Genomic DNA, 11,377 nt, shown 5'->3' with positions numbered 1-11,377 from the left:
GACCCAGGCCGCGCAGACCGTGCAGGTGTCGGCGTACCCGGACCACTACGCCCAGTGGGAGACCCAGGCCGCCGAACTCGTCGCCCAGCACGGAAAAAGTGAACCAAAGACACAGCGTAGAAGGCCCGGACCCCGCCCCTGGGGTCCGGCCCGTCGACGTACTCCGACAGCTCAGCTGCGGCCGAGCAGGTCGGCGTTGAGGATGGTGCCGCCCAGGCACCAACCACCGTCGATGACCTCTTCGAGGATCACCAGCGTGGTTGGCCGGGCGCGTTCGCCGTACCCGTCCACGAAGGCGTCGGTGACGGCGGTCAGGCAGGTCAGCGGGCGTGCGGGTCGGCGGCGTTGAGGGCGGCCACGACCTGGTCGTAGTCGCCGCGTACCTCGGCGTACCGAAGGAACTTCACTCGCTCGACGAGGATCTCGTGAGCATGCAGGTCGGACTTGATCAGGGCCATCACCTCGTCGGCGAACTCGTCGAGCGGCATCGCGAAGTCCGAGGTCTCCTGGCCCGGCAGCAACCCGGTCCGCACGGCGGGCGGGACCAGCTCTGTCACCTGTACGCCGACCGGCGCCAACTGCAGGCGTAGCGTCTCGCTGAGCTGGTGGATCGCGGCCTTGGTGGCGTTGTACGTCGGGGTGACGCGCAGCGGGACGTGCGCCAGCCCGGAGGAGACCGTCACGATCGTGGCGTCGGGCCGGGTCTGGAGGTGCCCGGTGAACGCGGCGATCAGCCGGATCGGGCCGAGCAGGTTGGTGGTGACGATCTCCTCGGCGTCGGCGAGAAAGGCCGGGTCCGTCCAGTCCTCGCGCCGCATGATGCCGGCCATCGCGACCAGGACGTTCAGCTCCGGGTAGCGGTCGACGACGGAGGCGGCGGCCTGCGCGATGGACGCCGGGTCGGTGACGTCGACGTGTACGGTGCCGAAGCCGTGCTCGGCGGCGAGCCGGTCGAGCAGGCCGGCGCGCCGACCGCCGATGATCACGGTGTTCCCGGTGGTCTGCAGCCGCTCGGCCAGGGCGAGTCCGATGCCCGAGGTGCCACCGGGCACGAAGACGGTGTTTCCGGATGGGTTCATGCCCACCACCTTCGGCGCCGGGCGCGCCGGCCGGCAGAGACCCGGTGATCGGGGGACCGGCGATCCCTGGTTGGGCCGGGCCCTGCGGTCGCAGGATGGGGACATGGACCGTACCGGCCTGGCCGATTTTCTCCGCCGCCGCCGTGCGGCGCTGCGTCCCGCCGATGTCGGCCTGTCGCCGGGCGCTCGTCGGCGCACGCCGGGGTTGCGGCGCGAGGAGTGTGCGGCGTTGACCGGGATGTCGGTCGACTACTACGTACGGCTGGAGCAGCGACGCGGGCCGCAGCCGTCGGAGCAGATGCTCGCCGCGCTCGCCCGTACGCTGCGGCTGACCGCCGAGGAGCGCGATCATCTGTACCGGCTGGCCGGCCACAACGTGCCGCGTCGCACGCCTGAGGACGGGCATGTCGCGCCGGCCCTGCTGCGGGTGTTGGACCGGATGGCGGACACTCCGGCGCTGATCCTGTCGTCGCTGAGCGAGGTGCTGGTGGCGAACCGCCTGGCCGTGTCGATCTTCGGTGATCCGGCGTCGCGGACCGGTCTGGCCCGCAGTGACGTTCACCGCTGGTTCACCGACCCGGCCGCCCGGTCGGTGTATCCGCCGGAGGACCACGACCGGCAGGGCCGGAGCCTGGTCGCTTCGCTGCGGGTGGCGTACGGCGCGGCAGGTCCCCGGTCGCGCGCCGGCGAGTTGGTGCGGGCGTTGCTGGCCGGTTCGGGTGAGTTCCGCGACCTGTGGCAGCGGCACGAGGTGGCCCGCCGGTTCGCCGATCACAAGACGCTGGTGCATCCCGAGGTCGGCGACATCGAGGTGGACTGTCAGGCGCTGTTCACCGAGGACCAGGGGCAGGCGTTGCTGGTGCTGACGCCCCGGCCGGGCAGCGAGGCCGAGGAGAAGATCCGGCTGCTCGCGGTGCTCGGTCAGCAGGACTTCGCCGGCACGGCCCGGTAGCACACCGCCGTCGCACCCCCTGCCGCCCAGGCCAGGTCAGCCTCGGGGACGTCCCGGTCAGCCCAGGATCGTCCATAGGGCGTCGACCACCCGGTCCTGGTCAGCGTCGGTCAGGTCGGGATGGATCGGCAGGGACAGCTCCTCGGCGTAGTACGCCTCCGCCGTCGGGCACTCCCCCTGCCGGTAACCGAGATCGGTGAACACCGGATGCCGGTAGACCGGCAGGTAGTTGACCTGGACACCGATGCCCGCCGCCCGCATCCGGTCGTAGACCTCGCGGCGGCGATCAGCGAGTACGCGTACCGGGTAGAGATGCCAGACCGGGTCGACCCAGGGCCGCTGCTCGGGCAGCCGCAGACCCGGCAGATCGGCAAGCTGTTCGTGATACCGGGCCGCGAGTCGGGCCCGGTCGACCTTGAACCGGGGCAGCCGGGTCAGCTGGTTGAGCCCGAGCCCGCAGAGGACGTCGGAGAGCCGGTAGTTGAGGCCGAAGCTGTGCACCTCCTGATGCCAGCCGCCCTCGTCGCGGCGCCGCAGCCGGTCCGGGTCGCGGACCATGCCGTGGTTGGCGAACCGGCGTACCCGGTCCAGCAGGTCCGGGTCGGTTCCGGTCACCGCTCCGCCCTCGCCGGTGGTGAGGTTCTTGGTTGGAAAGAACGAAAAGGTCGTCAGGTCGGCGAGCGCGCCGACCGGCACGCCACGGTACGTCGACCCGATCGCGTGCGCCGCGTCGTCGAACAGCAGCGCCCCCGCGTCGGCGACGACCTTGCGCAGCTGCCCGTACTCGGCGGGGTGGCCGGCGTAGTCGACGGCGGTGACCACCCGGGTCCGGGAGGTGACCGCCGCCTGTACGGCGGCCGGATCCAGGTTGCCGGTCGCCTCCTCGACGTCGGCGAAGACCACCCGGGCGCCGTGCAGCGCGGCGGTCGCCGCCGTCGCGACGAAGGTCAGCGGCGTGGTGATCACCTCGTCGCCGGGGCGCAGGCCGACGGCGGCGTACGCGGTGTGCAGGGCGGCGGTGCCGGAGCTGACGCTGACGCAGCCCACCCCGCCGAGGTAGCCGCCCAGCTCGCTCTCGAACCGGCGTACGGTCGGCCCGGCGGTCAACCACTCGGTGCGTACGGCGGCGGCGACCGCTTCGGCGTCGGACTCGTCCAGACAGGGACGCCCGTAGGGAAGCATCGACATCACTCCATCACTGATCGGTGGGTCACACCGGGCTGAGCGGGGCCGGTCGCGGCGGGGAGTCGCCGGCTCCCTCGGGGCGCGGGTCGGCGGAGTCCGCGTGGCTGGGTCCACCCAGTCCCCGCCGGCGGTCCGCACCTGGTCGGCGGCGGGCAGACCGGGGCGCGGCCCGGCGGGTCAGCAGCAGCCAGGACGACGCCGAGATGCCGGCGTACACCGCGACGCAGGCGACCGCTGCGCCCACCTCGCCCCAGAGTTGAACGGCCAGCAGGAACAGCACCATCGCCGCGGCGCTCCAGGCCAGGCCGAACGCACCGACCGCGCCCATCCGGCCGGCACCGAGCAGGGCCCGGCTCGCCACCGCGTACGGCACGAACGCGACCTCGGCGACCAGCAGCACCACCAGCAGTGGTCCGGCGGCGGCGAACCCGGGGCCGAGCAGCGGGATGACCACCAGCCAGCCCAGCAGCCCGGTCACCGCGCCCACGACGGTCACCACGCCGGCGGTCGCCGCGACCGTGCGGACCGGGCGCAGCGGTCCGGACGCGACGGCCGCGTCCCGGTTGACGAGCTGGCCGATCGCGTTCGGCACCATCCTCGGCACCTGGCCGAGGGTGGACGCCACCGAGTAGACACCGACCGCCGCCGCCCCGGTGAGCGCGCCGAGGACGTAGCGGTCCAGCCGCAGCGCCAGTGCCAGTCCGAGGGTGAGGCCGAGTGCGCGGCAGCCCCGGCCGAGCAGTCGGGACAGCTCGCGTCGGCTCGGCGCCTGGAAGCAGAGCAGCCCGGTGGCCCGCAGCGCGACGACCTGTGCGGTGGTTGCCGTCAGCATGCCGGCCCCCTGCCCGAGCAGCAGCGACCAGACGCTCGGTGCGACGGTGACCGCGACGAGCAGGCCGAGCCCGCCGCCGAGGGTGGTCGCCATCGCCCAGAGACTGCCGGCCCGGAACAGACCGGCCGCGTACCAGCCGTCGGGTAGCTGGGTGTGGGCGACGTACCCGCAGGTCAGCACCGACAGGGCGAGCAGATAGCGGGGGTCGGCGAGCGCCAGGTCGATCAGCGGCGCGGACAGCGCCGAGACCGCGACGGCGAGTACGGCGGCGCTGACCGTGGCCGCCGCCGACCACCAGGTGTAGCTGGCGACCAGGTCGCGTCGCCGGGCACCGCCGCCCGCCGCCGGATACGCCGAACGCAGTTGCGGTCCGGTGCCGAGGCCGGCGAGCAGCGGGACGATGCCGGCGGTGGACACGCCCAGCACCATCAGGCCGCGACTATGTGGGCCGAGCACGCTGGCGGCCAGCAGCGCCGCCACCATGTTGCTGCTCATCTGTACGGCGCTGGAGCCGGCCAGTAGGGCCAGGGTGGACCGCCGGGCGCGGTTCACCGTGCCTCGGCCCGCCACAGCGACCGCCACTGTGCTGCGGCGTGCCGGGTCTGGAACGGTGACGCCGCGAAGCTCGCCCGGATCCGGTCGCGGTCGGCCGGTCCGGTCCGGGCGCTGCGCAGTACCGCCTCGGCCCACCGGTGCGGGCCGGCGCTGAGGTCGACGAGGGTGAGTCCGTCGACGTACCGGGACGCCTCGCGCAGGCAGGGCAGGTCGGTGGCGACGACGGGCAGCCCGGCGGCGAGCGCTTCGAGCACCACGCCGGGCAGCCCTTCCCAGTGGGAGGGCAGGACGAACACGTCGGCGGCGGCGAGCACCGGGGCGATCTCGTCCACTTCCCCGCCGAGGATGACCGTCGGGTCCTCCGGCACGTCCGGGTAGGCCGACACCACGTCGTCGACTCCGCACGGACCGACAATGAGCAGCCGGGTGCCCGGCGACGCCGGGCCGTCTGGGGCTTCGGTCCGGGCCTGGACCGCACGGTGCACGTCGACCAGGAACGGCCGGTTCTTCTCCGGCGCCGCCCGACCGATGTAGCCGATGACCATGGTGTCGGGTGGGATGCCCCATCGTCGGCGGGCCGCTGACCGGTCGCCGCCGTCGACCCGGGTCGTGTCAACGCTGTTGTAGAGGATCCGGCAGCCGGGCATGCCGACACGCCGACCGGCGTACGCCATCGCCGCGTCGCTGACCGCGACGATGTCGGTGGCGACCACGCGCAGCAGGCGGCGCAGGACGGCGCGCAGCAGCCGGCGGGCGACGGTGTCGCGCCGGCCGTCCCCTTCGCTCCACATCCGGGCGATGCGCACTGGCACGCCCATCCCGGCGGCCACCGCCAGCACCACCGCGCTGAACAGGCTGATGTGCGACACGACGACGTCGGGCCGCCGCCAGCGCAGGCAGCGCCGCAGCCGCAGCGGGAAGGTGACGGCCGGACGCTGCGGAACCTGGACGACCGCTGCCCCGGCGGCCCGGAACTGCGGTGCGAGGCTGCCGTCCCGTCCGCCCATGGTGATGAACGTCTGGCGCACCTCGGTGGCCGGGACGGCCCGGCACATGTCGAGCGAGAGCGTCTCTGCGCCGCCACGGTCGAGGGTGCCGATGACGTGGACGACGTGCACGGGCCTGCCGGCCGGCGGGGGTGAGCCGCGCCCGGGTGTCTCGGCGGTGGAGGTGGCGGCTGGCTGGGTCACGCGTAGCTCCTGTGGCTGGCCCGGCTGGCCGCACCGGTGCGTCCGCCGGTGCGCTCGGCGGTCGCCTCGGCGACGGCCTGGTAGTAGGCAGTCCGCCGGGCAGTGAGCACGTCGGCCGAGAAGTCCCAGGCCCGGCGGAGGTTGCGGGCCGACGCGGCGGCCATCAGCTCCGGGCGGTCCAGTAGCGCCGCGACGGCGCCGGCCCACCGACCGGGGTCGTCCGGCGGGACCAGCAACCCGGGTGGCAGCAGCTCGGGGATGCCGCCGACGGGTGAACCGATCGCGGGCAGTGCCCGCGCCATCGCTTCGATCAGCGCGCGGGGAAGCCCTTCGGTGCGGGACGGCATGACGAACAGGTCGGCGGCGTCGAGTTGCCGGCGGACAGCTTCGCCGCCGGGCAACGCCCCGGTGAAGACGACCCGGTCGGCGACACCGTACCTGCGGGCGAGGTCGGCCAGCTCGGCGCGGTGCCGTCCGTCGCCGACGTGGACCAGCCGGACCGCCCGGCCGTCGGCGGTCAGGGTGGCGAGCGCGGCGATGAGGGTGTCGATGCCCTTGTACCGCTGTTCGAGCGAGCCGACGGAGATCAGGGTGGCGGGCTGCCGGTTCGGTGTGACGCTTCCGGTCCGTCCGATGGTGCGGGCGGTGTCGACGTACGCGGCCGGAGTGAGGTCGACATCGGACACCGCGACGCTCAGCGCACCCGCCGAGGTCGGGTACCTGTCCTGCAGGAAACGGTCGGTGACGTAGGCGGCGCCGACAGCCCGGCGGCACTGCCGGCGCAGCCGGTCGACGTAGAGCCGCCGTAGGACGGGCCGCAGCGGGTGGTCGACCACGCCGGGGGCGAACAGGTCGTACGGATCACCGACCACCTCCATCGCGTACGGCAGGCGACGGCGGTCCCGGGCGACGGCCAGCAGCGTGCCGATCGGCGACGGCGCCCGCAGGATCACCGCGTCCTGCGGGCCTGCGCAGTCGCGCACAGCTCGACCGATCGCCGCCCGGTGGGTGAGGTAGCGGTACGGCCCGAGGTAGTACGGCACCGGCCAGACCTCGACGCCGGGTCCGTCGACCCGTTTCGCCTCAGCGGCCGGCTCGGCCTCGTCGCGTATCCGGGCGACAACCCGGACCTCGTCGAACGCCGCCAGGTACCCGCTCCAGAACTGGTGGTCCTGCCCGGTCCGGGCCCAGATCGCGCCGTCCGGGGTACGGGCGAACCGCGCCTCGATGGTCACCACCACTCGCATCGTTCCTCCACAGGCACCCGTCGGAATCACCCTGTTCAGAGCGGTATCTACACTTTCATTCGGTGATCCGCCCCGGTCCCGACCACTGACGGCTCGGGCGGCAGTGGGCGGTGGTAGCCGTACCTGCGTAGCAGCGGCGCGCACAGTCCGGTGAGGGTCCGGCGGGCGGCAACCGGCAGTCCGGTGCGCCAGGCGTCGTCGACGCGCAACGCCAGGCGGCCGGTGGTGAACCGCATCCGGTTGCCGGAGACGCTGTGCAGTTCACCCAGCTCCACCTCTCCGGCGGACAGGTAGGACAGATCCAGCCCGGTCTTCGGCAGACCGGCGAATCGGCTCAGCGTCCCGGCCGCACCCGGCGGATCGGCGAGGAACTCCTCGTACCGCATCCGGTGCACCAGCCGCCCGGCGACCGCGCCGTGCCGCCGCCGGCCCAGCCGGCCCAGCAGGTCGTACGCGGCGTTGTGTCCACTCCAGGTCAGGGCGCACCGGGCCGCCGGGAACCGCGGCACCCCGACGTCGGTGCCGGACTCCGGATCGTGCACCCGTCGCATCCAGGAGTACGCGACCCCCCTCGGGTCCCGCACCAGGTGCAGGATCCGCAGATCGGCCGGACCGGCCCAGCGCAGGCCGTACGCCAACGCGGTGTCCTTGGACGAGTCGACGACGACCCGGGCCCCGGTCACCGCCGCAGCGGCGGCGTAGATGCGCGCGTGGTAGTCGACGTACTCGATCACCCGGGCCCGACGCCGCTCGCCGAGCCACGGGGCGGCGAGCAGCCCGACGTGCCAGGTCCGGCCGACGACGGTCCGCAGCCAAGTGATCCGGTCAAGGTCGACGTTGTCCCAGCCGCCGTAGGCGTACTCGCCGATCTTGCTCCACAGCGGGCAGTCCCGGAACGCCGCACCGCACCCGCACAGCCGGTTGTCCCGTACCCCGTTGTCCCAGACCTGCGCGACCTCGCCCAGCCCGCACACCCCGGGCAGCTCGTTGAGCACCCGCTCGACGAGGGTACTGCCGCTGCGGCCGATCCCGCCGATGTAGCACAACCGCATCATTGCCTGCCCCGGGAGGCGTACACGTAGTACGGGATCCAAGGCCGGGGGTCGGCCGGTCGGGTGGTGATCGTGTACCCGGCGTCGCGCAGCAGCGCCTTGACCGGCGCGAAGGTGCGCATCCATGCGTCGGCCGGGCCCTCGGCCTTGAAGTCGTGGCAGGAGACGACGAGGTTGCCGACCACGTCGAGCACGTCGCGGGCCCCCTCCAGCACGCCCAGCTCGGCACCTTCGATGTTCATCTTGAGCAGGTCGACCCGGTCGACGCCGCAGGTCCGCAGGATCTCGTCCAGCCGGCGGCCGGTGACTTCGATCCCGCCGGTGCTCTCCTGGGTGATCCCGTTGCGGATGTGGCTGGCGGCGTCCTCGCCGATGCGCACCGGGCCGGCCTCACCGACCACCGCGCACTCCAGCAGCGTCACGTTGGTCAGCCGGTTCAGCTCGACGGTCCGGCGCAGGCAGCGGAAGGTACGCGGGTGCGCCTCGATGCTGAGCACCCGGCCCCGCTGGTCGACCACCCGGGAGAACAGCCGGACCTCGGTGCCGACACCGGCGCCGAGGTCGACGACGGTGTCACCGGGGCGCGGGTGGTAGCCGTACAGGAAGGTGTCCCGGACGACCACGTCCTCCCGCTCGGCGGACAGCCCGCCCAGCTCGGTGTTGACCACGGTCCCGCCCTGGTACCGGTGGATCCAGGTGTCCTCCTCGTACCGTACGACGCAGCGCGAGCGGGACCGCAGCGTCAGCGCGATACCGCCGAGGCCGGCGATGATCCGGGGGTCGACGCGGTCGTCGACCAGGTCGAGGATCCGGCGACGCAGACTCACCGCCATGCCGGCACCTGCCCTTCAGAGACGGTCGGTCGGTCGTGGTCGCGGTACCAGGCGAAGGTCCGGCCGACGCCCTCTTCCAGGGCCACCGCCGGCTGATAGCCGGTGAGCCGGCGCAGCAGACCCAGGTCCGGGCAGCGTCGGTGCACCGAGCCGGCGGGGGCCGGTTCGGGTCGCAGGCTCGCGTGACTGCCGGCGGTACGCAGCACCAGCTTCGCCAGGTCGGCGATGTTGGTCTGCTCCGTGTCGTCGCCGATGTGCACGATCCGGCCGGCGGCGTCGTGGGTGGCCATCAGCCGGACCACCGCCTCGACGGCGTCATCGACGTAGCAGAAGGCGCGGTACTGGTCGGCGCCCGGCACCCGGAACGGGTCCTCGCCACGGAGCGCCCGCAGCGACATCTCCGGTACCACGTGGTCGGTGCCCATCCGGGGCCCGTACACGTTGTGGAACCGGCCGACCACGGCGTGCGCCCCGACGGCGCGGGAGCCGTGCAGCACGGCCGCTTCGCCCAGCAGCTTGCTGGTGGCGTACGCGAAGCGGGGTGCCGTCACGTCGGCCACCATCGCCGGGACGTCCTCACCGGTCGGTACGGCGGCCACCCCGGCGTCGACCGCACCGGCGTACACCTCACTGGTGGAGCTGAAGAAGACCCGGTCGGCGGCGGCGATCCAGTCCATCAGGTGCAGCGCGACGAGCGTGTTGATCCGGACCACCCGGGCCGGGTCGGCCTCGACATTGCGCACCCCGACCACGGCGGCCAGCAGGTAGATCTGGTCCCAGTGGCGGGGCAGCGCCGCCCAGGTCGCGGCCCGGGTGAGGTCACCGGCGACCACCTCGACCGCCGGGTCGGCGCAGACCCGGGCGAGTGCGGTGTCGTCGCGGCCCCGGGAGAAGTCGTCGACCACGGTGACCGTGTGACCGTCGGCGACCAGCCGGCGCACCAGGTGCAGACCGATGAACCCGGCACCGCCGAGCACCAGCGCCCGCATCACACCGGCTCCCTGGTCGGCCGGTAGCCCAGGCTCTCGTAGTGCACCCCGGCCGCCCGCACCGCGTCCTCGTCGAGGATCCGCCACGAGTCATAGACGAACCGGACCGCGGTGCCGGGCAGCAACGTCCCTACCGGCAGCCCCCGGTAGTCGGGGTGGTCGTTGAGCACCAGAACCGCGTCAGCCTCACTGAACGCCTTGTCGAGGCTGACCGGCTCGCCGCCGTGCGCCCGGATCACCTCGTCGGCCACCAGCGGATCGTGGCCGAGCACCCGCAGCCCGGCCCGGTCGTACGTCGGCAGCATCGTCATGATCGCCGCGCCGCGCATGTCGTCGGTGGGCGGCCAGCCCTTGTACGCCCAACCGAGGACGGCGAGGGTCGCTCCGGCGGTCGCGCCGCGCAGTTGCCGCAGTCGCCCGACGACGGTCTCCGCGACCTGCACCGGCAGTTGCTCGTTGCGCTGCCGGGCTGCGGCGACGAGCAGCGAAGTGTGTCCAGGCGCGCTGGCGCCGAACAGGTACGGGTCCTTGGACAGGCAGCTCCCACCGACGAAGCCGGGTCTGGCCAGGTCGGGTCGGGGGTAGTCGTGGTTGGCGGCCCGGACGACCTCCAACGGATCCACCCCGTGCGCCCCGGCGAGCAGGGCGACCTCGTTGCCGTACGCGTAGATCAGGTCGGTGTGGCAGTTGTTGGCCAGCTTCACCAGCTCGGCCGTCTCCAGGCTGGAGACCGGGACGACCTGCCGGGCGAGCCGGCCGAACAGCGCCACCCCGGCGCGTCGGCTGTCGTCGTCGAGACCACCGACCACCTGAGGAAGTTCGGTCAGCTCGCGCAGCGCCTGCCCCTGGATGGTCCGTTCCGGTGCCATCACCAGCCGGGCCCGGCCCCAGGCGGCGGTCAACGCCGGCAGGACGACCCGCCGGCTGGTGCCGACCGGCACGGTGCTGCGCACCACGACCAGGGTCTGCGGTCCGCAGCGCCGGGCGATCTCGGTCGCGGCGGCCGCGACGTTGGTCAGGTCCGGCTGCCGGGTGCGGTCACGGACCGGGGTCGAGGTGCGGTCACGGACCGGCGTCGAGGTGCCGTGTCGGACCGGCATCGAGGTGCCGTGTCGGACCGGCATCGAGGTGCCGTGTCGGACCGGCATCGAGGTGCCGTCACGGACCGGCGTCGACACGCAGATGACAGCGACGTCGAGGTCCGGCGGAAGCGTCGGATGGACGAACAGCTTGCGGCCGAGGGTGTCCCGCAGCGCCTCGGCAAGGCCCGGCTCGTACAGGTGGATCCGGCCGGCCGACAGCGCCTCGCGGACGCGCGGCTCGCTGTCGACGCCGTGCACCTCGAATCCGTTGCGGGCCAGGCCAGCCGCCAGAGTCAGCCCGACGTAACCCATACCCACGATGCCGATCCGATTGGCCATCGTCGCTCCTTGTCCGAAATCGGAATCTGTCCGGGCCGGGGG

The 11,377-nt window shown here is 73.1% G+C and carries 10 protein-coding genes; 1 reads left to right on the top strand and 9 read right to left on the bottom strand.

The window, feature by feature from the left end:
• Positions 1-320: 320 nt before the first annotated feature.
• The gene (locus tag ACXAHD_RS17085) at positions 321-1,079 is read right to left on the bottom strand and encodes an SDR family oxidoreductase (RefSeq protein WP_281551044.1); all 759 of its coding nucleotides are present in this window, start codon (positions 1,077-1,079) and stop codon (positions 321-323) included.
• Positions 1,080-1,182: 103 nt separating this feature from the next.
• On the opposite strand from ACXAHD_RS17085, the gene ACXAHD_RS17080 reads away from it, so the two are divergent.
• Positions 1,183-2,031 carry a helix-turn-helix transcriptional regulator gene (locus ACXAHD_RS17080; RefSeq protein WP_281551045.1) on the top strand — a complete coding sequence of 283 codons (849 nt, stop codon included), beginning with the start codon at positions 1,183-1,185 and terminating at the stop codon, positions 2,029-2,031.
• Between the two features lie 57 nt (positions 2,032-2,088).
• On the opposite strand, the gene ACXAHD_RS17075 is transcribed toward ACXAHD_RS17080, so the two are convergent.
• The 8 genes from ACXAHD_RS17075 to ACXAHD_RS17040 are packed head-to-tail and all read right to left on the bottom strand — an operon-like array spanning position 2,089 to position 11,335.
• Entirely contained in the window at positions 2,089-3,213 is a 1,125-nt protein-coding gene (locus tag ACXAHD_RS17075) for a DegT/DnrJ/EryC1/StrS family aminotransferase (protein WP_475051641.1), read from the bottom strand.
• A 28-nt stretch (positions 3,214-3,241) separates the two neighbouring features.
• Positions 3,242-4,600: a lipopolysaccharide biosynthesis protein gene (locus tag ACXAHD_RS17070; RefSeq protein ID WP_475051638.1), complete on the bottom strand. Its 1,359-nt coding sequence runs from the start codon at positions 4,598-4,600 to the stop codon at positions 3,242-3,244.
• Positions 4,597-5,793: a glycosyltransferase family 4 protein gene (locus ACXAHD_RS17065; protein WP_289213396.1), complete on the bottom strand. Its 1,197-nt coding sequence runs from the start codon at positions 5,791-5,793 to the stop codon at positions 4,597-4,599. Before ACXAHD_RS17065 ends, ACXAHD_RS17070 begins: the two co-directional genes overlap by 4 nt.
• The gene (locus ACXAHD_RS17060) at positions 5,790-7,040 is read right to left on the bottom strand and encodes a glycosyltransferase (protein ID WP_281551048.1); all 1,251 of its coding nucleotides are present in this window, start codon (positions 7,038-7,040) and stop codon (positions 5,790-5,792) included. Before ACXAHD_RS17060 ends, ACXAHD_RS17065 begins: the two co-directional genes overlap by 4 nt.
• Positions 7,041-7,087: 47 nt before the next feature.
• Entirely contained in the window at positions 7,088-8,095 is a 1,008-nt protein-coding gene (locus ACXAHD_RS17055) for a sulfotransferase (protein ID WP_475051635.1), read from the bottom strand.
• On the bottom strand, positions 8,092-8,925 hold the full coding sequence (locus ACXAHD_RS17050; RefSeq protein ID WP_281551050.1) for an FkbM family methyltransferase: 834 nt from the start codon (positions 8,923-8,925) through the stop codon (positions 8,092-8,094). The genes ACXAHD_RS17055 and ACXAHD_RS17050 overlap by 4 nt, the downstream gene beginning before the upstream one ends.
• A complete protein-coding gene (locus ACXAHD_RS17045; RefSeq protein WP_475051632.1) occupies positions 8,916-9,914 on the bottom strand; it encodes an NAD-dependent epimerase/dehydratase family protein in 999 nt (332 codons plus the stop codon). Before ACXAHD_RS17045 ends, ACXAHD_RS17050 begins: the two co-directional genes overlap by 10 nt.
• Positions 9,914-11,335 carry a nucleotide sugar dehydrogenase gene (locus tag ACXAHD_RS17040; RefSeq protein ID WP_475051630.1) on the bottom strand — a complete coding sequence of 474 codons (1,422 nt, stop codon included), beginning with the start codon at positions 11,333-11,335 and terminating at the stop codon, positions 9,914-9,916. The genes ACXAHD_RS17045 and ACXAHD_RS17040 overlap by 1 nt, the downstream gene beginning before the upstream one ends.
• Positions 11,336-11,377 lie beyond the last annotated feature (42 nt).

It is taken from the genome of Micromonospora sp. ABR4_055 (assembly GCF_056160425.1).
The sequence above is the reverse complement of the archived record's forward strand: the minus strand, read 5'-3'. Positions and strand labels throughout refer to the sequence as shown.